The 20,902-nt window shown below is 35.1% G+C and carries 22 protein-coding genes and 1 tRNA gene; 3 read left to right on the top strand and 20 right to left on the bottom strand.

Translation table 11 applies throughout. The features are described from left to right. Positions 1-10: 10 nt before the first annotated feature. The 15 genes from lolB1 to JCM15579_RS01925 form a co-directional block, all read right to left on the bottom strand. Positions 11-877, bottom strand: coding sequence for a lipoprotein insertase outer membrane protein LolB1 (gene lolB1, locus JCM15579_RS01985; protein ID WP_054714991.1), 867 nt, complete (start codon positions 875-877; stop codon positions 11-13). After that, entirely contained in the window at positions 867-2,639 is a 1,773-nt protein-coding gene (locus tag JCM15579_RS01980; RefSeq protein ID WP_054714988.1) for a tetratricopeptide repeat protein, read from the bottom strand. Before JCM15579_RS01980 ends, lolB1 begins: the two co-directional genes overlap by 11 nt. A gap of 7 nt (positions 2,640-2,646) precedes the next feature. Next, entirely contained in the window at positions 2,647-2,817 is a 171-nt protein-coding gene (locus JCM15579_RS20535) for a hypothetical protein (protein WP_218186030.1), read from the bottom strand. 35 nt (positions 2,818-2,852) lie between these two features. After that, positions 2,853-3,650, bottom strand: coding sequence for a sugar nucleotidyltransferase (locus tag JCM15579_RS01975; RefSeq protein WP_218186029.1), 798 nt, complete (start codon positions 3,648-3,650; stop codon positions 2,853-2,855). Between the two features lie 93 nt (positions 3,651-3,743). Next, a complete protein-coding gene (dut, locus tag JCM15579_RS01970) occupies positions 3,744-4,178 on the bottom strand; it encodes a dUTP diphosphatase (protein ID WP_054714986.1) in 435 nt (144 codons plus the stop codon). A 108-nt stretch (positions 4,179-4,286) separates the two neighbouring features. After that, a complete protein-coding gene (locus tag JCM15579_RS01965) occupies positions 4,287-5,762 on the bottom strand; it encodes an oligosaccharide flippase family protein (protein ID WP_054714983.1) in 1,476 nt (491 codons plus the stop codon). A 383-nt stretch (positions 5,763-6,145) separates the two neighbouring features. Continuing rightward, positions 6,146-6,514 (bottom strand): YccF domain-containing protein, encoded by a 369-nt coding sequence (locus tag JCM15579_RS01960; protein WP_054714980.1) that lies wholly within the window; start codon positions 6,512-6,514, stop codon positions 6,146-6,148. A gap of 12 nt (positions 6,515-6,526) precedes the next feature. Beyond that, positions 6,527-7,513, bottom strand: a complete 987-nt coding sequence (locus tag JCM15579_RS01955; protein ID WP_054714977.1) for a DUF3187 family protein — start codon at positions 7,511-7,513, stop codon at positions 6,527-6,529. 47 nt (positions 7,514-7,560) lie between these two features. Beyond that, positions 7,561-8,511: an ROK family protein gene (locus JCM15579_RS01950; RefSeq protein WP_054714975.1), complete on the bottom strand. Its 951-nt coding sequence runs from the start codon at positions 8,509-8,511 to the stop codon at positions 7,561-7,563. 30 nt (positions 8,512-8,541) lie between these two features. Beyond that, a complete protein-coding gene (locus JCM15579_RS01945; RefSeq protein ID WP_054714972.1) occupies positions 8,542-9,840 on the bottom strand; it encodes an HlyD family secretion protein in 1,299 nt (432 codons plus the stop codon). 122 nt (positions 9,841-9,962) lie between these two features. Continuing rightward, complete coding sequence (locus JCM15579_RS21705; protein ID WP_262493471.1) at positions 9,963-10,367, bottom strand: ATP-binding cassette domain-containing protein; 405 nt, start codon at positions 10,365-10,367, stop codon at positions 9,963-9,965. Next, on the bottom strand, positions 10,349-12,169 hold the full coding sequence (locus JCM15579_RS01940) for a peptidase domain-containing ABC transporter (protein WP_262493470.1): 1,821 nt from the start codon (positions 12,167-12,169) through the stop codon (positions 10,349-10,351). The genes JCM15579_RS21705 and JCM15579_RS01940 overlap by 19 nt, the downstream gene beginning before the upstream one ends. Before the next feature lie 87 nt (positions 12,170-12,256). Next, entirely contained in the window at positions 12,257-12,937 is a 681-nt protein-coding gene (locus JCM15579_RS01935) for a hypothetical protein (RefSeq protein WP_054714969.1), read from the bottom strand. A gap of 54 nt (positions 12,938-12,991) precedes the next feature. Beyond that, positions 12,992-14,158 carry a hypothetical protein gene (locus JCM15579_RS01930; protein ID WP_054714966.1) on the bottom strand — a complete coding sequence of 389 codons (1,167 nt, stop codon included), beginning with the start codon at positions 14,156-14,158 and terminating at the stop codon, positions 12,992-12,994. Between the two features lie 273 nt (positions 14,159-14,431). Next, on the bottom strand, positions 14,432-15,181 hold the full coding sequence (locus tag JCM15579_RS01925; protein WP_054714963.1) for a hypothetical protein: 750 nt from the start codon (positions 15,179-15,181) through the stop codon (positions 14,432-14,434). Positions 15,182-15,345: 164 nt separating this feature from the next. Between JCM15579_RS01925 and JCM15579_RS20370 the strand changes: the two genes are divergently transcribed. Beyond that, positions 15,346-15,606, top strand: coding sequence for a hypothetical protein (locus JCM15579_RS20370; protein WP_172677344.1), 261 nt, complete (start codon positions 15,346-15,348; stop codon positions 15,604-15,606). 137 nt (positions 15,607-15,743) lie between these two features. On the opposite strand, the gene JCM15579_RS01920 is transcribed toward JCM15579_RS20370, so the two are convergent. After that, positions 15,744-16,448 (bottom strand): Crp/Fnr family transcriptional regulator, encoded by a 705-nt coding sequence (locus JCM15579_RS01920; RefSeq protein ID WP_054714960.1) that lies wholly within the window; start codon positions 16,446-16,448, stop codon positions 15,744-15,746. A gap of 357 nt (positions 16,449-16,805) precedes the next feature. On the opposite strand from JCM15579_RS01920, the gene JCM15579_RS01915 reads away from it, so the two are divergent. Further along, on the top strand, positions 16,806-17,135 hold the full coding sequence (locus JCM15579_RS01915; RefSeq protein WP_245625794.1) for an OsmC family protein: 330 nt from the start codon (positions 16,806-16,808) through the stop codon (positions 17,133-17,135). Between the two features lie 180 nt (positions 17,136-17,315). Here JCM15579_RS01915 and pheS read toward each other — a convergent pair whose 3' ends face one another. The 4 genes from pheS to JCM15579_RS01895 all read right to left on the bottom strand — a co-directional run bounded on the left by pheS (position 17,316) and on the right by JCM15579_RS01895 (position 20,652). After that, complete coding sequence (gene pheS, locus JCM15579_RS01910; RefSeq protein ID WP_054714956.1) at positions 17,316-18,338, bottom strand: phenylalanine--tRNA ligase subunit alpha; 1,023 nt, start codon at positions 18,336-18,338, stop codon at positions 17,316-17,318. Between the two features lie 92 nt (positions 18,339-18,430). Further along, positions 18,431-19,255, bottom strand: a complete 825-nt coding sequence (locus JCM15579_RS01905) for a peptidylprolyl isomerase (RefSeq protein WP_054714953.1) — start codon at positions 19,253-19,255, stop codon at positions 18,431-18,433. Between the two features lie 209 nt (positions 19,256-19,464). Beyond that, positions 19,465-20,277, bottom strand: a complete 813-nt coding sequence (locus JCM15579_RS01900; RefSeq protein WP_083464497.1) for a peptidylprolyl isomerase — start codon at positions 20,275-20,277, stop codon at positions 19,465-19,467. 24 nt (positions 20,278-20,301) lie between these two features. Beyond that, positions 20,302-20,652: a hypothetical protein gene (locus JCM15579_RS01895; protein WP_054714952.1), complete on the bottom strand. Its 351-nt coding sequence runs from the start codon at positions 20,650-20,652 to the stop codon at positions 20,302-20,304. Positions 20,653-20,793: 141 nt separating this feature from the next. Between JCM15579_RS01895 and JCM15579_RS01890 the strand changes: the two genes are divergently transcribed. Continuing rightward, positions 20,794-20,868: transfer RNA gene (locus JCM15579_RS01890), tRNA-Val, on the top strand. The last annotated feature ends 34 nt before the right edge of the window (positions 20,869-20,902 follow it).

The raw sequence follows: 20,902 nt of genomic DNA, 5'->3' as shown, positions 1-20,902 counted from the left end.
ATAATCTATTTTAAGGATATATTCTTTCGTACTTACTTGAAATTTTAAAAGAAAACTTCAATTCTTCGTCGAAAGCAATCTTATTAAATTTAATACTACAAGATAATAAATGTTTTGGATCAACCACCTCGAAACTTAGTCGCTGTGGGAATTTACGATCCTCATACATTTTAAAATCCCTGTATTTTACACTTACATCCTGTAAATCATCAAAATCCTTAACCAAAACATCTGTAATTCTCATTAATGACGGATCAATATCAACTCTTTGGTATCCAAATCGAGATAATCTTTTTAACTTATCCTTACGAAGTTTCCGATCGACTTTTCGTGATTTTTCGGAAGTAAAAACATACATATTATCAATAATTCGTCCATTAAAACTACGAATAAATGATTTTTCTTTTTCTCCATTTGTTGTCTGAAAAACTGAGTTGGTCAGAATTGCTTGAAGTGATTTAAAATCAAAATCTACATTCAGTTTTTCTCTAAAAAAATCATAGTCATCTATAAAGTATTTCTTTTTCAATCTGTCTATCATCTTAACCGAATCCTGACTAATCATTAAACGTGCCACCTCTAAACCTCCAACCGGAGCGGTTATTGAAATCCAAATCAGACTGTCTTTTTGAATTTTAATTGCACCTTTGAAGCTCTTCTTTACACCGTCAACAGTATAATTAGCCGAGAATTTCTTCACGAACAAGGTGTTGTAATGAATACTACTATCTATTAAATTTCTATACAACTTTGCATCCGACATTGGTTTAGCCTTTATCACACCAAGATCGTAGGTTGTTTTACACGAAAACTGAATAAAAGCCATGATTAAAACCATGGCTCCCAGGTATATTTTTGAATGTAATTTATTCTTCATCTTCTTGTTCTTCAGGAATTGTTCCTGTTTTTACTTTTTCTGCAAGGTTTTCTGAACCTTCTCCCAACTCCATTGCTTTCTTCCACTCTTCCATGGCTTTTTCACCTTCTCCTAACCTGTAAAGAATGTCGCCATAATGCTCAACTTGTACAGCAGAATCATTACCTCCAAATTGCAAGGCCTTTTCCATGATTTCCTTTGCCTCTTTGTATTCTCCCAATCGGTATAAAACCCAAGCATGAGTATCCAAATAAGTTGGGTTTTCCGCCTCCAAGGCAATACATTTTGAACTCATTTTTTTTGCCTTTTCAAGTTGTTCTCCTCGAACCGAAAGGTAATAGCTGTAATTATTGAGTACAATCACATTATCAGGCTCAAACAAAAGAACTTCATCGTAGGCTTTAAACGCCTTATCAGCAATACCATTCTGATAATAAGCATCACCCATATAAGTTCTGAACTGTATACGCAACTTTACATTATCGCCAACATACATCATTCCATTTTCGAATGCACTAATGGCGGTGTTATAATCATTCTTTTGAGCCGCTGCAACTCCTTTAAATACATACAAAAGTGGTTGACTTGGGAAGTATGTTAATGCTTCAGTACTTACTTTTAACATACCATCAAAATCCAATAGTTCATTATAAATTAGCAACAATTCCTCCCAAACTACATAATTGGATTTTTCGTCTTCCAATACCTTTTCCAGATGATATTTAGCTCCTTCGTTGTCTTTTCTTTTTCTTAAAAAGTCAGCATACAAAGCATGCACACGAACGTGTCCAGGATGTACTTTAACCAAGGTATCAAGTAAAGATTTCAAATAATCATCGGATAATTCAGGTTGATCAGGGGCCATTAACATGGCAATTAAGTATTGGATTTTCTGATCGGCCTCCACTTCTTCTTGCGCAAAAGCTTTTGCCAATGAAGTATTGGCTTTTTCTATTTCTCCCTTTTTCCTATAAAAATCTGCCAGGTAAAAGTGAACCAAACCATTATTTGGATCAATTTTTAAAATTTCCTGATACTGCTTAAAGGCTTTCTCTTCTTCGTTATCAGTCAAGTACAAATCGGCCAACATGCCATAAAAATCAGCACGATATGGATATTTTTTTATCAACTTTTGCACCTCTGTATATGCCGATTTCTTATCTCCCATTTTAATGTAAAGTCTCTCCTTTTCGAGAGAAACACCTTCCTGAATTCCTTCCTTTTTTTCCAAACGATCATAAACCTCTATTGCTTCTTTAAACTTCTCCACAGAAGCATATAAGGCGGCTTGCAAGTAAAAGAAATCATCTCTTTCCGGATACATTTCAATCAAGTCGTCGTAAACTTTACAGGCATGATCAATCATCCCTTTCTTTTGGTAAATATTAGCCAATTGAATCTGATACCAAAGGTTACGTGGCTGCTGTGATACTGCACCTCGAGCCAATTCAAGAGCACTGTTGTAGTCTTCTTTGTTTAGATAGATGTTTGCTAATTCGTATCGTACAACAGCACTCGAAGGGTCTATTTTAAGGCAGGAAACATACAAAGAAATTCCTTTTTCTACCTCACCAAGTAAAATGGCCTTGGTGGCCTCTGCAAAAGCATAATCGAATTCCAACCTTTGCTGTTCCGTTAGTTTTACTTCCTTTTGAAGCTTATCCTTTTTGGTAGATTTTACATTCTTTGCATGAGAAGGAATGCTGCATAGAACACAGCCTCCAACCAAGATTGATAATAACAACTTTCTTCCCGCCTTCATCCTTTATCTATTTTGTGAAGCTCGCAAAATCGCCAACATTTAACTCTGCAACATCACCTTGAATATCTACATGATTTCCAATCATAGAATTTTCAAGATTTAAATGTTCCAGGTACGAATTGCGTTGAACAATTGTATTGCGAACCAATGTATTACTTACTACTGTTCCTGCTCCCACAGATACGTGTGGTCCAACAATAGAGTTCTTTATTTTTACATTTTCTCCAATGTAACATGGAGGAATAACAATTGAGTTCTCAATAATCGATGAATTACATACCAACTCATCATCTTTATGATATTCAAGAATTCTTTGATTAGTATGAACTGTAGCATCCTTATTACCACAATCCATCCACTCAATAACCTGACCCGGCTTAAATACCAAGCTTTATTCTTCATGTTTTCCAACGCATCGGTTAACTGGTATTCACCATTCACAACGACCTTGTTATCCAACAAGTACTGTAATTCATTTCTTAGGTTTTCACCATCTTTAAAGTAATAAATTCCGATAATTGCCAAATCAGAAACAAACTCCTGAGGTTTTTCAACAAAATCGGTAATTCTATTTTCTGCATCAAGTTTTACTACTCCAAATGCTGATGGATCTTCAACTTTCTGTACCCAAATCACACTGTCTGCCTCAGCATCAAGTACAAAATCAGCTTTGAATAATGTGTCAGCAAAAGCAACAACAACTTTTCCCGATAGTGATTCTGCAGCACAATGAATTGCATGTGCAGTTCCCAAAGCTTCATTTTGGTAATAAATGCTCGACTTTGCTCCAATATTTTCAGCTATCGCACATAACTGATTCTCAACTTCCTTGCCAAAATCTCCAATTATGAAAGCAATTTCTTCGATGCTCTCATTCGAAACTTTTGCAATCTCTTCAACCAATCGTTGAACAATAGGTTTTCCTGCAATAGGAATTAATGGTTTTGGCACTGTTAATGTATGAGGACGCATACGCTTCCCCATTCCTGCCATAGGTACAATAATTTTCATTGCTTTGTAGTAGTAATGTTTAAATTAACTAAAATTCGGATCAAATTTAAGATTTAGGCTTAAGAATCAATCCGAATTAATATTTTTTAACGATTAAGCTTTTCCTGTGTGACCAAATCCACCAGCACCACGTTCTGATATTTCTAAATCTTCCACTGATTCCCATTGCACCGTTTCGTGTGATGCAATTACCATTTGACAGATTCTGTCACCATCTTTAATTTCCACAACCTGATTGGATAGGTTCACCAAGATCACACCAATCTCGCCACGGTAATCAGCATCAATGGTTCCTGGTGTATTCAAAACTGAAATGCCTTCTTTTAATGCCATACCACTTCTTGGACGAATTTGAGCCTCGTATCCGGCTGGTAACTCAATAAACAAACCGGTAGGAATTAATTTTCTTTCTAATGATTTAAGAAAAACTGGTTCATTCAAATTTGCTCTTAAATCCATTCCTGCTGATAATTCAGTGCTGTATTTAGGTAAATCGTGCTTCGATTTATTAACGATTTTTACTTTCATGTGCTATTATTTTGAAGTTTTTACACTCTACTTTATCGATTCGCTAAGATACATTATTCATCTCTCTTATGAAAGATAAATTCTTGATTAAGAAAGTCTGATTCCTATTTAATTTGAGCGTCTTTTTAGCACTCCCCATAATTTTTCTTTATGAATTACAATGCCAATAAAAGCCAATAATAGTGGAGTCTTTGCAAACATTTTAATCCATTGATTATCAATTTGTATTTGAGAAGCAACTGCAAAAAGAATCATAGCGAAAATGAAATAGAAAAGTATTCTCTTAATATCGTATGGAACTGGGTAATGTTTTTGTCCCAGTAAATACGAAACTACCATCATGATACCGAAACAAAGGAATACTGCATAGGCTGCACCCTGATATCCTATTTTAGGAACAAGAACAATATTTAAGACAATCGTAATTACCGATCCTAGTATCGCCATAATGGCTCCGTACCTTGTTTTATCGCTTAACTTATACCACAGCGATAATGAAAAGAAAACACCGAAGAACAAATTTCCGAGAAGTACATATGGAACAATACTTAATCCCTCATGATAATTGGATTTAATCAACAGTTTTACGATGTCAATGTAGAACATTACGCCCAAGAAAATTAATAAACAAAAAACTGTAAAGTATTTAAGAACATCTGCATAAACCTGCTGTGAGTTTTCTTGTTTTGATTGTGCAAAAAAGAAGGGTTCAAATGCATATCTGAATGCTTGAATAAACAAGGTCATAATAACCGCCAACTTATAATTCGCACCATAAATTCCGGTTTGATACATCGGATCCATAGATTCTGGAATTAAATTAGGCATCAACATTTTATCCAAATTCAAATTGATCTGCCCACAAACACTTACAACTAATATTGGCCAGGAATAAGATAGAATCTCCTTAAGCAATCCAGAATTCATTTTAAACTTTAAGGATTTAAGATCTGGCAGCAACAAAAGGAAATTAATAACGGATGCTACACAAAAAGCAATGAATATATAGCCAACACCAATATTGGGATTCCAAATTGATTCAATAGGAATATTCTGAAAGTTTTCATGTATCCACGGACATAGAACCAGGAAGAACAAATTGATACCCAAATTGGTAAATATATTAATGAGCTTCAGCCCTGCATAACGAAAAGCTCTATTCTGTAGTCGAAGTTTTGCAAATGGCAAAGCTGTTATGGCATCTAAACCCAATGTTGTGGCCAACAATAATATATACTCCTTGTGATCCGAGATTTTTAAATAATCGGCCAGGGGATTCAAAAAAATAAAAATCAATAGCCAAAAAACCAGTGTGGATACACTTAAACTTAAAAAACCAGTTGTAAATGTAATATCTGCTTTGCCTTCCTTATTTGCAAAACGAAAATATCCCGTTTCCATCCCATATGTGAGTAACACCAAAAATAAGGCTACATACGACATCAGATTGGCAACTATACCATATTCATCCGGAGCAAAAATATAAGTATACAGAGGTACTAATAGCCAATTTAAAAATCGACCAACAATAGAGCTTACTCCATAGATAGCAGTTTCTCCAGCAAGTTTCTTAAGAGGATTCAATTTTGTGCAATATTTTGATTAAAAATGCAAAGATATTAGAAAATATCATTTACAGCATTATTGTAAACCAACTGTAAATGAATCAGAAAAGACCTAAAGAATGTTCCACGTGGAGCAATTTCAATTTTTTAACAAATAAAAGACTTTACGGTATCTAAATTGAAAATAAATAAGGTGTATTCAAACGTTTTCGGTGTAAGTATTTGATATTTTTGACATTATAAGCATCAAATCATTTTTATTTCCGAAATATTTTTCTCACATTTGCTCTTCATACGCGTTAAGGAACGTTTATGTTAGTGTTTGTTGTTTAAGTATTTTGTGATTATCCCGTGCCTCTCCGGCCGGGATATTTCTTTTTTTAGAGCATGTATTCTTAAATACTATCGAATACTTTTACCGAATGGTGTTAGTGCAAAACCAGCCAGCTTAATATGCTGAGCAGCGAAAGGAATTCCGATAATGGTTATTGCAAAGATCAAAGCAAATACCAGATGCGTTAAAGCAATCCACAAACCACCGATAAAAATCCAAATCACATTCAAAATAATACTCAGACATCCTCCTGCCTGATCGTTGTATTCAACTTTCTGACCAAAAGGTGCCAATCCCAAAATGGATAACTGCATGATTTTGATACCAAAAGGAATTCCCACAATAGTAAAGCACATTAAAAGACCAGCAATTAAATATTCAAAAAATATAAAAAGGCCGCCAAAAATGATCCAAATGATATTTCCAATAATACTCATAATCGTAATAGGTTAAAGTTTATATGAAACACCAAAATGCAAAACAAAATCTGGTGCTGTATTTACAATTAAATCCTCTGAAAAAGAGAATGATAAATTCAAATTATCCGAAATAAAATAATCCGTTCCCAATACCAATTGAATAGATTCTCTACCCAACTGCCTGGTGGCAGATTTTTTATAAAAACCCGAATGAAAATCAAACTGTAATTTAGGAACCCAAGCCTTACCCAAACTAACAGCGCTCCCCAAACTTCCAAACACAATATTCTTGGTTAAAACATTTGACAGAAGTGCACCAGAACCAATATGCATATATCCCGCAGAGTAAAAAAAGGTAAATGCATTTTCTTTAACCACAGGTAAAATTCTGCCTGATACATTTGCACCCAAATCATTAGTACCGCTACCAATTAATTGTCTTTTATTTCCCGTTGCGAACTTTAAAAAAGTACCAACGGATATCATATGCTTTTTATTTTTTATTAAAGGCATATCCAACTTTAACGAAAGATCACCAAATTTCAATTTACTCTCGTTCATTAAAATTTGAGTTTCTTCGTTTTCGCGATACAAATAGGTAAGATTAAAATTAGACATAATTTCTCTGGATTTACCAGGTAAACCAAAAGTTTCATGCCAGCCGCTTATAATTGGGTCCATTACACCCGTTGAATGTCTGACAAGAGGAATACACATTTCTATCTGAAGGTTTTCTAATAATCCATATCTGAAAATTATATCATTACGATACATTTCTCCATCGAGATATATGGCCTCAGTAAGAAGTTGAGAAGATGTTGCATTATTTGCAATACCTAAGTAATTACCAAATACAAAGTCGTTTTTAGACAGTATTTCTCCTCCATAATGGTTGGGCAAGCCAAAAAAGTGAATTAATGGACTTTGATTATGGGTAGGAAATGGTTCTACCGTTCGTTGAGCATAAGCTTTGCTTATGAATAAAAAGAGAATAATGCTAACAAATCGTAGACTCATCTATTATTGTAAGGCTTTAATTTAGTAAATTCCAAAGCTACAAATAATTAAACAAGATTCCATATCATAGCTGCAGATCCTAATATTCCAGAATTTCCTTTTACTGAGCTTATTTTTAAAATGGTTTTACCTTTATAAACCGATAGTAGATTCTCTTCCATATAATATTGGGTAGGCTTTAACAACAAATCCCCGGCTTTAGAAAGCCCTCCTGCCAAAAAGATTGCCTCAGGATTGTTAATCGCAACCACATTGGCCAATGCAATTCCTAGTATTTTTCCAGTATATTCGAATGACTCGATAGCAATTTCATCACCCCGATAAGCAGCATCAGCAAGCTTTTTTGCACTCATGCGGCTAAATGGAATCTCTCTTAACTCACTTTTAAAAGAATATTTTGCCAATAGCTTACTAACAGTTCTTTTTATCCCTGTAGCCGAAACATAAGTCTCCAGACAGCCATATCTGCCACAACCGCATTGCCTTCCATCAGGGCGTGCTATTATATGCCCCAATTCACCTGCAAATCCAGAATGACCATATACAATCTCATTATTAACAACAATTCCACTTCCCAAACCAGTTCCTAAAGTCAACACCATAAAGTTCTTCATACCAACTGCACCGCCGTAAATCATCTCTGCTATTGCTGATGCATTTGCATCATTCGTAACCTTTATCGGCAAATCAAAATTATGCCTTAGCAAGTTTCCTAATGGCAAAATCCCTTCCCAAGAAAGATTTGAAGCATTTTCTATAGTCTGATTCTTATAGTCAGCATTGGGTGCACCTACGCCAATACCTATTACTTTATAGTTTCTTTGATTTGGTATTTCCAGAGATTTAATTCTTCTTGATAAGGTGGAAACAAAGTCTGAAAATGAATCAAAATCCTTGGTGTACAATCGGTTTTGGGCCAAACAATTTCCATGGTTATCCACTAAACCGAAAACTGTATGAGTTCCACCAATATCAATTCCAACTACAAGTTCTTTCATATCACCGATTTAAATTCTCGGGAGTGGAACTTACAGTCGTTCTTTTAACAATGCGCGTATTGGATTAAAAATACGTTGCAGCAATCTTAGGTTTTCTGTAATAATCTCTGCTGTACCTTCGCTATCTTGAGCAAACTTTAATTCGGTTCCGATATTCGTAACTAAACCATTTGACAAGTTAACATCCAGAGTATATTTTTGATTCTCTGGCACCTTTGAGATAGATTGTATCGTCCCTTCAAGCATCCCGTATTCAAGATAAGGATAATTATCGAGTTTTATATTCACTCTTTGCCCAACTTTTACTTTACCTGCATCGCGCATCCCTAATTCAACTCTTGCAACTATTTTTGTTGAATCATTAGGAAGTACAGTAAATACCCTTTCACCAGATTTAACATTCTGATTTGAGCTATAAAACTTATTGAAAGTAACCTTACCATCTATTGGAGTTTTAATCAGATATTTTTGCTCCCAAATATCAATTTGTGCTTTTAACTGATCGAAAGAGTGAATCATTAAATTTTGAAGATCTTTTCTTTCTCTCTCCTTTTTTAATTCAAGATCGATAATTTGTTGTTCTACATTAGAAATATTTATTTGGGTTGAAGCCAATGCCGATCTGGCACCATGAAAAGAATAGGAACTCTCAAGATACTTTTTCTTTGAATTCTGGAAGTTTTGATGGGCTATTACGCCTCTTTGAAATAATGAAGAATCCCTCTCGTATTGTTTCTTAGATATCTCTAATTCACTTTCCAATATTTTCTTTTGCTGATATTGGCGATCGTAAAACATATTGTATTTGCTGATCTGCTTCTTGTAAGAGTCTATTTTTCTGTCATAATACTCTAACTCGAAAAAACGTTGATAATCCACACAAGACTTTAAAAAGGTATTGTAATAGGATTGCACCTCACCAAGTCGAAATGTACCCTCTACAATGTTAGCATTTACATTTTCGGCTCCTGTTAAATGTCCTTGAAAAGTTTCCAGCTTGTCTTTTAGTTCAAAAATATCCTCATTAAAAGCTGCATTCTCAATAATAGCTAAAAGACTTCCCTCCTTCACTTCTTCATTATCTTTCACATACAGCTGCTGTATTTTACCACTTGATCGGGCTACCAATTCAGCAGGAGGGTTCAATGTTGTTAAAACCAACCTTGATCCAATAATATCTGGATATCGGAAGAAATAACTACCAATAACCACTGTAGCAATTACCAGAAAAAATAAAGTAGTTCCACTTCTAATAATCCAGTTTGGAACTCTTCCAAGTATTTCTTTTACTTCGTCTGACCTTAATTCTATATTGGGATCCTTTTCCATTTTTGACTTTTTTATTGACGCAAATTATTATGAATCAAATTAGTTTTCCTTACCCCTAAATCCCCTAAAGGGGATCAAAACTTGCAGCTCCAATTAAAGCCAATTTAGGAGTTTGAGATTTATCAATTACCAAGTTCTAACTGATTTTTAACCAATTGATAATATTTCCCTTCAAGAGAAGTAAGCTCTTCGTGAGTTCCTTGCTCTACAATTTCGCCTTTCTCCAATACTATGATTTTATCAGCATTTCTTACTGTACTTAATCGATGTGCCACTACCACAACCGTTCTGCCTTTATTAAATTCATCAAGGTTTTCCATAATGGCCAATTCATTGTTTGCATCCAAGGCATTGGTTGCTTCATCGAAGAACAAAAATTCAGGATTTTTATACACCGCTCTCGCAATCAATATTCTTTGCTTTTGTCCCTGGCTTAATCCGTGACCATTAGCTCCAATATTGGTATTGTAACGCAATGGCAAATTTTCAATAAACTGGTCGATACAAGCTACCTGAACTGCATACAACAATCTCTTTTTATCGATATGCTCAACCCCGACGCAATGTTCTTGGCAATGGTATCCGAGAAAATAAAACCATCCTGCATCACCACACCACAGTTTTGGCGCCACATGGCAGAGCTATAATTTTCTATCGTGGTTCCACCCAACGAAATTCTTCCTTTCGTAGTAGGATAAAATCCCAACATCAGCTTAATTAAAGTTGTTTTTCCGCTACCCGATGCCCCTACAATTGCAGTAGTTTTGCCCTCTTCCACCTTTAGGTTTACACCATTCAAAACCATTTCAGAATGAGGTCCTTCATACTGAAAACAAACATTTTCGATATCAATGGTTTTCTCATCAGAAATCTCTGTAAGCTTTTGATCATCGGCATTCTCCTCCTCTTTCATCTCATGAATCTCACCCAAACGTTCCAAGGATATTTTTGCATCTTGCCAAGAGTGGATTACCTGCACCAAATTATCAAGCGGAGAATTCAACTGACCAATGATGTATTGAACAGCAAGCATCATACCCAAGGTCATTCCACCATCTAAAACCGCTTTTGCTGCCAAGAAGGTGATAATGATGTTTTTGGTCTCATTAAAGAATACCGATCCGGAAACCTGATACTGATTTAAAGCCAATCCCTTGGTTCGAACTTTGAACAATTCTGCCTGAATTTGCTCCCACTCCCAACGTTTTTGCTTCTCGCAGTTATTTAGTTTGATTTCCTGCATTCCAGTAATTAACTGCACCAACGAATTCTGATTGCTCGACATTTGAGCGAATCTTTTTCCATCCAATTCTCTGCGCTTACGCAGAAACAGATTTACCCATAGAATATATAGTCCTGATCCCAATACAAAAACCAGGAATATTTGCATATCGTAAATTGCCAATACAATACCAAAAATCACCAGGTTGATCATGGAAAACAACACGTTTAATGTTGATGACGTTAGGAAGTTCTCAATTCGCGTATGATCTTGAATTCTTTGCAACAAATCCCCGATCATTTTAATATCAAAGAAGCCAATTGGCAGCTTCATTAATTTGATCAGGAAATCGGATATCAGAGAAATATTAATTCGAGTTGAAATATGCAATAGAATCCAGGAACGAATAAACTCTACCGACATTCTGGATATGAACAATACCAGCTGGGCAATCAATACCAGGTAAATAAAACTCAGGTTTTGGGTATTGATCCCAATGTCAACGATGGATTGGGTAAGAAATGGAAAAATCAGCTGTAGCAATGAACCAAACAGCATCCCCAATACCAGCTGAATCATGAATTTGCGATAAGGCTTCAAATATTTTAGCAAAAAACCTATGCTTTTCTTTTGTGAAACATCCTCGCCATTTGAGTTGTAAAAATCAGGGGTTGGTTCCAGCAACAAGCACAAACCTTTCAGTTCACCCTGACTTTGAGTGCTAGCCCATTGTTTGATGAACTCCTCTTTGGTAAATTTTAGCAAACCTGATCCCGGATCGGCAACATGAACAATGGTTTTGTTGCGCTTCTCCTCTACCTTATGCACCACTACAAAATGGTTTTGTCCCCAATGGCAAACTGCAGGTAGTGGAGCTTCTTTGGCCAACTGATCGTAAGAAATGCGAACTCCCATACTGCGCATTCCAATACTTTCGGCAGCATCGGCAATACCCAACATCGAAACACCTTCACGTGTTATGTGCGATTTATCGCGTAGTGATTGTAAGGTATAATTCTTACCGTAGTGCTTGGCAATCATGCGCAAACAGGTTGGGCCACAATCCATGGCATCCAACTGACGAAAGTGTGGAAATCGTTTTTTCAATGTAAGTAGGAGTTAGATTTAGTTCCAAGCCTAAAAATAAGGAAAAATGTTGGAAACCACTAAACAAAAAAATGTATGAACTCCCTGTTATAAACTAAACAATCCAAATTTCTCCTTGCATTGTTCCCAGCCAAAAGAATCCACTAGGTTCATTTTAGTAATAGATTTGTTGGTATTGTTAAACTCCATTCGTATAAATCCTAATTCATCATTAAATACACCAATCCATTTCGATTTAATTAATGCCTGATTTATCACACCAACAATCCTATAACAATCAATCGTTCGACCAAGTATATCAGAATATTCTTCAAATTTTACTTCTACAGTATAGTGCGGTTTCACTTTAACTCCTGCTGGTATATTTAATTCCTTGCTTGGCCAAACATAGCCAAAATCCGTTGTCCACTGCTTACCTACTTCTATAGGAAATCTTACTTCAGGAAAAGGAGTAAATTCATGTACAAAATAGATATCATGCCTGGGTGGATGCAACCAAATGGTGTCTCCATTATCAATAACTCCAGTATTATTATTAGGTAAGAATACATTCTTTCCTTCATCAACCCAACCAATTGAAAATTGCTTTTTTGGATCAAAAACCCAAGTTTTGCCATTACAGGCCAAATACATAATTTGCTTCTTCTTTATTCCTTCAGCCGAGGAATTTTCAACCTGGTATTTATAGATGATTTTTTTGCTATATACCTGGCTGTAAAGACAAAATTGAATAAGCAATAACAAGAGAATTATTAAGATGTATTTCATTGCATATTAAACATTAAATCACAATAATACTATAGCTCCCAAATTCAAAAACTACTATTTCTCATCAGCTGTTGGCAGGCTATTAAAACCATATGAATGTTTATCCTTTATTTCAGAATAATCATCCAGAAAAAAATTATCCAATTCGGAATGCGGAAATGAATTATAAACCTCTAATTCTATTTTCTTCGAAAGCATAACTTTATCAAGCAAACTAGCCCCTTTTGTTTTGGCAATGGAATCTTTTATTGCTTTAAAAGGATATTTAGCATACCATGTATTGGCTAAAATATCCTTATTATCATCGGATAATGGCATTAAACCAATGGCTAACCTGTTTGCGTTTTTCTCAGCAACATCTTCGGGTTTTAAACACATAAAAGGAGAAACTATTTCCTTATCGAAATCAATTTTAATGGCAGCCTTTCCAAAGGGGTTGCTATAATCGTTATACATTACAGCATCAGAATAGAACCGAGGATTGATATTTCCAGCTCTTAATTCCTTTAACAAAATTTCCTTCCAATTCAATGCATCAATCTCTTTATAGATATTGAATTTATTCTTAATCTCAGGAGTGTTGTCGGCATTGTTTTTCATCCCGAAATAATGACGGTAGAGAATAAAATACTTGGTATACATACTATCACTTTGATGGATAAAATCTGGAATGCCATCCTCTTTATAATACTCTTTTAAACGCTTTGATAATGCCAACATGGCGCTGTCATTCTTAAATTCTCCATAGCCATATTCGTTACTGGCAACTTTTTGATCTTCCAGATAAAGCTGTTGATACTTCTCTCTCAAATCGTGGTTTAAACAGCTCTCATATTTCAATCGTAATTTGGGATAAGATTTCTCAAATACTTTCCATTCAGAGCTATTTCTGAAAGATTTGAATGCCTGTTTTTCAAATCTAACTGAACTATACCCTAGACTTACTAGCTCCTGTGCCAACTTTCTTACCTCTTTAAACTTTTCACATTTTATGGCACATACACAGGCATTGTGAACATCTTTATAAAAATGCTTGGGATATTGCCTAAATACATTTTGATGGATTTCCAAAGCCTTATCATATTTTGATTGTGCAATCAATATCTTGGCTTGATTCAATTGAGTGTGATAATCAATGTAATTTAATTCTTGATTTTTTTGTGCATATCCGAATAAGACAATGGATAGAAATAGTAGGGTGTTTAATATTCGCTTTTTCATTTAAATTTAATTAGAGGAGCCGTAGCATGCTACGGCTCTACAAGGATATTGTATATTTTTGGCTATTCATCGCAAATATTAGGTAGTCCTGCGCAATATTTAAGCGCCCATAGCCTAAATCAGATGCTCCATAGCCTAAATGATGGCTTCCTGCGGGAGTTTTATTCGTCCATAGCCTACTTTTTGCAAATCATAGCCTAGTTCATGCTCTCCATAGCCTAAATTACCCATCCATAGCCTATATAGACCAATCTTCGCGAGGGTTTCAGAAGCTTATGCCTCCAATTCTTCCTCCTTTTCCTTTCTGCTATTTTCACGTAGCTCACGGAAATACTCACTACCATACAAATCAATTCTCTCTTCGTTTCTCCAGAAAACAAATCGACCTGCTGCCCGAACTGCATCCACAGCTTGTTTTAGGTAAGTATAAGCTCTATCTCTCATCTCTTTGGCATCAGCATCACTAGCAGTTCTTGCACCATGAACTTTTGCAAGCAGATCACCACATTCATTCGACATGGTTTCAGCCTGATCGAATAAAGTTAGATCGATAGAATTGGCCGTTAAAGGTTCCGGATTTTCTTTGCCAAGGTTGGCCAGGTTGGCCAAATCCATCACCAAGTCATCATGACCACTGCCATCCGCAATACGATCGATTCGATCTTTTAGATCCTTATCATTTCTGTATACATATCGACAATAGTGCAATAAAGTATCTCTTAAATCGTAAGCTTTAGGAGCCTTCTCCCTCCACAGATCTTCAGCATCCGATTTTGCTTTAAATACTTTTTCCCACATTATTTGTGCATGCTTACATGCATAGGCACGTGGTGCAAGATCATCGATAAGTGTAGCATCAAGATCGGTAGTAATCAATTGATCTTTGTCCTGCAGGGCATTCTCTTGCAATTTTAGAGCTTCACTTATGGCTGTTTGAATAGGAAGATTAGGTGATTTTATTGCATCCTTGTGAATTGCAACATACTTTTCCAATAGGGAATCGTAGCACTCTTTGTTTGTCATTTTTAAATGATTTTTGGGTTAATAAAATGGTTAGCTTTATTATAATATTCTTTTAAAAACGAGAATTAAGTTAATTTATTTTGCAAGCCCCACCAAAATGCAAGTGTTAAATATTGTTAATCTTAATTTCAGATATTGTTATTAATGAGCGCAACACCTAACTTTTGCAGGCTATTCAGAAGAATTTATTTTATGAAAGGTTATTTATTGGTATCCGCGACTATCCTTTGTCTGATTTTGGCACTGTTTGTATCATTCCGAATACCCGAAACCGATGGTTATATAGCATTCGCAATTGGCACGATAGTGTTTATTTTACTGGTTCGCGCAACAATAAAAAGCATGTGGGAGAAATACTAAATACACTCCTAAGAAGAGATAATACCGATTACCTAACCTGTACAATAGAAAATTTGACTGTTTGACCATTCGACCGTATAACTATTAGACTGTTAGACTGTTAAACCGTTCGATTGTATAACTCTTTGACTTTTCAAAACTTTCGGAAACAAGAAACCCGCTCAAATCATTGAACGGGCTCCTCACATCTATATCTTATTTTCTAAATCAAACCACCGGTTTTTCGAAGCGATTCGCTATTTAGTATCTTTATCTTTCTACCGTTTAGTTCTATCAGTTTATCGGATTTAAACTCCGACAACAATCGAATTACCGATTCGGTAGCTGTTCCAACCATATTGGCCAATTCCTCGCGCGTAAGCGATATTTTTAAGGTTCCCTCTTCACTTAGTCCGAAAGTATCCTCAAGATGGATCAGCACCTCTGCTAATCGCTCTCTTACCGTTTTTTGTGCGATATCAGTTATGTAATTGTTGGCTTCACCCAATTCAGCACAGGTAACTTTCATCAACTGCAAGGCAAAATTCGAATTTTCCTGGATCAGTTTCGTAAGTACATTAGCAGGAATAAAACATACCACAGCATCTTCGATAACCTTTGCAGAAGTACAAAAACGTTCATGGCTTAATACCGATCTAAATCCGATTAAATCGCCCTCTTTTGCAAAACGAATGATTTGTTCTTTTCCTTCCAATCCTGTTTTAAAAATCTTTAAAATTCCCGAATAAAGGAAAAAACACCCTTTGGCAAAATCACCCTCTTTATAGATTACACTTCCTCTTTTAAAGAAATGTACATCTTCATCCCAAAATAAAAGATTTTGATCATCGACACCCAGATCAGGAAACTTAACACTGAATTTCTCAGACAACTGATTGCAGTTTGGAAGATTATTATTTTGCTTCATTTCAACGCTTACTGAATAAACTTGTTATAAAATAGCTTTGCTAAACATCCTCCAAAGCGGCTTTTTTTCGGATGTTTTTAATTATTTCTTAATTCTAATTTCACCAATTTTAGAATCAGGTTTAAATATAGTAATTTAAGTTTTACTTCTCCAATAGCTCTTTACACACTTATATGATTTAATTGTTCGTAATAAATCAGCACCTTTTCAAAGCTTCACATTACAAGTTTCAAGCTATAAGATTTTTTAATAATTTTGATTGAGCACAATATTTCTTAGAATTACATACACATTAGTTATAAGTTGTGGCTTTTATAAACTTGAAAGAACCACTTGTAACTTGCAACTTCTTAAACAATGAAACACAAAGTAGAAATGAGCTGGCAAGGTAAACTTGCCTATAAAGCAGATATGGATGGACACGAAATTATAACCGATGCCAGCACACAAGTAGGTGGCGATGGCTCAGGTGTTAGTCCTAAAAAATTAATGCTAACAGCATTGGCTGGCTGCACCGGTATCGACATTGCTATGATTCTTAAAAAAATGCGCGTTGAAGTTCGCGATATCAAAGTTTCGGTTGAAGGCGAATTGACTGAAGAACAACCAAGTTATTATAAAAACATGCATATCATTTATGAATTCTTTGGCAAGGATATTCCTCATGCAAGATTGAACGAGCTGTAAAACTATCGGAAGAAGAATATTGCGGGGTAAGTGCTCTTTATAAAAAAGTAATTCCTGTTACTTCGGAGATTATTTATCACGAAGAATAAATTGGATATAGACGCATGGCCGTACGTCTCTTTATAAAAAAAATGCCTTCCGTAATGGAAGGCATCTATATTTTATATCCTTGTGATTTTCTTAGAATCCTGCTGCAGTAAATTGCTCAAGGAAACGGATATCGTTCTCGAAGAACAAGCGAAGATCTTTGATACCATATTTTAGCATGGTAATACGCTCAATCCCCATTCCCAATGCAAAACCTGAATATTTCTTGCTATCGATACCATTTAATTCCAATACATTTGGATCAACCATACCGCAGCCTAAAATCTCTAGCCAACCGGTTCCTTTACATACATTACATCCTTTTCCACCACAAAGCGAACAGGTAACATCTACCTCAGCCGATGGTTCAGTAAATGGAAAATATGATGGACGCAATCTGATTTCAGTTTTCTCACCGAAAAACTCTTTTGCAAAATAAGTAAGTGTTTGCTTCAAATCAGCAAAAGAAACTTTCTCATCTACATACAAAGCCTCAATTTGGTGGAAAATACAGTGTGCACGAGCCGAAATTGCTTCATTACGGAATACTCTACCAGGAGTTAAACAACGAATTGGCAATTCCATTTCCTGTAAATCATGAACCTGTACCGATGATGTGTGAGTTCTTAAAATCACATCCGGATTTTTCTCAATAAAGAAAGTATCCTGCATATCACGTGCCGGATGCTCTTCAGGGAAGTTCAATGCAGAGAAGTTGTGCCAATCATCTTCAATCTCCGGACCTTCAGAAATGGTAAATCCTAAACGAGCGAAAATTTCTGTAATCTCATTTCTTACCAACGAAAGTGGGTGACGAGAACCTAATTTTACAGGATCGCCAGACAATGTCAAATCCAAACCAGACTTGCCAAATTCAGCACCGGTAAAACTTTCCTTTAAAGCATTTACCTTATCCATAGCCACTGTTTTAAGCTCGTTTAAAGCTTGTCCAACAGCTTTTTTCTCCTCGTTTGGAACAGTTTTAAAATCGGCAAACAACGAAGCAATGCTACCTTTTTTACTAAGGTGTTTAATTCTGAACTGTTCTACCTCTTCCAGTGTTGTAGCTGAAAATCCATTCAACTCATCAAGCAGGTTTTTTATTTTGTCAAGCATGATATAACTTCTTTATTTATTGCAACAGTCGGCAAAGTTACAAAAACTTTTTTCTCATTGGCTAAAAGCAAATGGCTAAATACCAAAAGCATTTAATACTTTAGGATTTTTACTTTCATCTTTACATCAGTATAAGGTCGATCATTGGAATCTGTTTTTAGCTTTACAATTTTATCTAAAACACCTAATCCGCTAATAACCTCTCCAAAAACAGTATAATTATTGTCCAAATGTGGCACTCCTCCTATTGTAGTATATGCCTTTCTTTGCTCAGGAGTAAACTCTAATTTTTCAGCTGATGCATTGTAATCAAAATCAATTGATTCTTTTATTTGTTTTGCAATTTCACGAAACTCCGACACCTTTTGGGCCTTTTTTAAAGAATCCAAAATCTGTCTTTTCTTCGGAGTCAAATATCTCTTTACAATCCTTTTTCTTAATGGAACATTAACCTCTTTTTCCATGGCATCCAATTCTTCATTAGTAAATACCCTACCGTCTGCGATATAGAACTGCGATACATCCGATTCTTTAAAGATATTCACCTTATCGGGCTGACGCGGCGAAGCCAATGCTCCCTTTTTATGGAAAAACATTTTATTAAACTCCGATTGTATGGTTCTATTTGCATCCCCATATCCAATGGCTTTACCAGCTGGTGCATTTCTCGAATCTTGAGATCCTCCTTGGGCAACAAACCCTTTTATTACACGATAAAAAAGAGTGCCATCGAAATGATCATTCTCGACCAACTGCAAAAAATTCTGACGATGCTTAGGTGTTTCTTTGTAAAGCATAACTTTCATATTACCCAAATTGGTTTCAATCAAGATTATAGAATTGGTTCCCTGGGCAAAAACATTGTATGCAGAAAATTGAAATAAAAATAAAATCAGAAGTATGGTTAATTTTCTCATTGCTATTCCTTTTAAAAACCGAATTAATACCGATTATCATTTAAATAATTATATAGTTCGTAATACTTTTAAATGATGTTTAGATGTATATCGGCATTTCACCTTAATGATAAAAAAAAGTTTCAGTGGTGTAAGATAATTATCATTGAAATTCATAACAAAAAAAGCTCCGAAATAATTTCCGGAGCTCCCATATTCATATTATTCTTTTATTGAACAATCTTAATTTTCATTGATACATCCTTCAATGGGCGATCAAATTGATCCTTTTTCACTTTAGCAATACTATCAATAAACTCGATACCTTCAATTACTTCCCCGAAAACAGTATAATTACCATCCAGGTGAGGAATTCCTCCTACTGTAGTATATGCATCAATTTGAGACTGTGAAAACTTAATTTGCTGAGTAGTAAAAATGGAGTCAACTTGAATTTGGATTTTATCAACCAATTCAGATACCTTATCCATGTCCCCTTCTGATTGATATTTCATAATTTCAGTAGCCTTATCTTTTTGCACATTTTCAAAAATTCTATTTTTTACTCTATCATTCAATTTTATTAACAGAGTATCCAATCCTCCATGAGTATATACAACACCTTGAGCCAAATAAAACTGCGAACCAGATGATTTCTTCTGTGGATTAACCGCATCTCCTTCTCTTGCTGCTGCAATTACACCTCTTTTATGAAATAAAGCAGGATTGAACTCTGCATCAATTTGATATCCTGGACCGCCTTCACCTAACCTAACTCCAGGTTTAGCTGCTTTTGAATCAGGATCACCACCTTGTATCATAAATCCATCAATTACTCTGTGAAATAGAGTTCCATCAAAATAATTTGCATGAGCAAGTTTCACAAAATTATCACGATGTAATGGGGTTTCATCATAGAGTTTAATTTTGATATCTCCGTACTCTGTTTCTATTTCAACAATTCTATTTTTCTTCCCTAATTCCAATTTTTGTTGGCAAGATACCATTCCAAGTATTAAGGCCAGGTAAAGTAGTTTCTTCATTTTTAATGTATATAGGTTTGTTATTTAATCATTCAAATATCCATTGTCCTTAAAGTATTCCACAATCGATGATTTTAACAATTGATTTTCTTTGTCCTTTGAAAAGGGAGGAACCATTTTATTCTTTACAAATATAGGCCAATTGTCATCATCATATCCTTCGATAGAATAGTAATTCCATTTCATAAGCAGTGTACATATTGCTAAATCGATGTGGTCCCACTTATCCTCTTTTGAATAACTTTCCTGAAAGCCTAAACCTCGCTCTTGTATGCCAATTAAAAGTAAAGTTCCATTTAAATCGGCATCCACATTAAATTCTTCAGAAATTTTATATAACAAACTATTCCAATCTCTCTCTAAATTATTATCCATAGTATCAATTTTTTACGAGTGATAAAATTAAAGCTTTCCTCGAATATTAGGGTCATTCAGAAATATTTTTTTCATTTTTTTGAAAATTATACTTGCAGATAAAAATATTCCACCTTATATTTGCATCGCTTTTAAGGGCAAGGGCGATTAGCTCAGTTGGTTCAGAGCACTTGGTTTACACCCAAGGGGTCATAGGTTCGAATCCTATATCGCCCACAAAAAGCAAAATTTTCCAATAACAAGGGCGATT

Source organism: Marinifilum fragile JCM 15579 (assembly GCF_001310955.1).
Classification (GTDB): domain Bacteria; phylum Bacteroidota; class Bacteroidia; order Bacteroidales; family Marinifilaceae; genus Marinifilum; species Marinifilum fragile.
This window is presented reverse-complemented; position numbering and strand designations above follow the sequence as displayed.

Excerpts from the sequence above, each read along its gene's own strand:
- lolB1 (WP_054714991.1), bottom strand. The coding sequence starts at position 877 with ATGAAGAATAAATTACATTCAAAAATATACCTGGGAGCCATGGTTTTA.
- JCM15579_RS01980 (WP_054714988.1), bottom strand. The coding sequence starts at position 2,639 with ATGAAGGCGGGAAGAAAGTTGTTATTATCAATCTTGGTTGGAGGCTGT.
- JCM15579_RS01975 (WP_218186029.1), bottom strand. The coding sequence starts at position 3,650 with ATGAAAATTATTGTACCTATGGCAGGAATGGGGAAGCGTATGCGTCCT.
- dut (WP_054714986.1), bottom strand. The coding sequence starts at position 4,178 with ATGAAAGTAAAAATCGTTAATAAATCGAAGCACGATTTACCTAAATAC.
- JCM15579_RS01960 (WP_054714980.1), bottom strand. The coding sequence starts at position 6,514 with ATGAGTATTATTGGAAATATCATTTGGATCATTTTTGGCGGCCTTTTT.
- JCM15579_RS01955 (WP_054714977.1), bottom strand. The coding sequence starts at position 7,513 with ATGAGTCTACGATTTGTTAGCATTATTCTCTTTTTATTCATAAGCAAA.
- JCM15579_RS01950 (WP_054714975.1), bottom strand. The coding sequence starts at position 8,511 with ATGAAAGAACTTGTAGTTGGAATTGATATTGGTGGAACTCATACAGTT.
- JCM15579_RS01945 (WP_054714972.1), bottom strand. The coding sequence starts at position 9,840 with ATGGAAAAGGATCCCAATATAGAATTAAGGTCAGACGAAGTAAAAGAA.
- JCM15579_RS01935 (WP_054714969.1), bottom strand. The coding sequence starts at position 12,937 with ATGAAATACATCTTAATAATTCTCTTGTTATTGCTTATTCAATTTTGT.
- JCM15579_RS01930 (WP_054714966.1), bottom strand. The coding sequence starts at position 14,158 with ATGAAAAAGCGAATATTAAACACCCTACTATTTCTATCCATTGTCTTA.
- JCM15579_RS01925 (WP_054714963.1), bottom strand. The coding sequence starts at position 15,181 with ATGACAAACAAAGAGTGCTACGATTCCCTATTGGAAAAGTATGTTGCA.
- JCM15579_RS01920 (WP_054714960.1), bottom strand. The coding sequence starts at position 16,448 with ATGAAGCAAAATAATAATCTTCCAAACTGCAATCAGTTGTCTGAGAAA.
- JCM15579_RS01915 (WP_245625794.1), top strand. The coding sequence starts at position 16,806 with ATGAAACACAAAGTAGAAATGAGCTGGCAAGGTAAACTTGCCTATAAA.
- pheS (WP_054714956.1), bottom strand. The coding sequence starts at position 18,338 with ATGCTTGACAAAATAAAAAACCTGCTTGATGAGTTGAATGGATTTTCA.
- JCM15579_RS01905 (WP_054714953.1), bottom strand. The coding sequence starts at position 19,255 with ATGAGAAAATTAACCATACTTCTGATTTTATTTTTATTTCAATTTTCT.
- JCM15579_RS01900 (WP_083464497.1), bottom strand. The coding sequence starts at position 20,277 with ATGAAGAAACTACTTTACCTGGCCTTAATACTTGGAATGGTATCTTGC.
- JCM15579_RS01895 (WP_054714952.1), bottom strand. The coding sequence starts at position 20,652 with ATGGATAATAATTTAGAGAGAGATTGGAATAGTTTGTTATATAAAATT.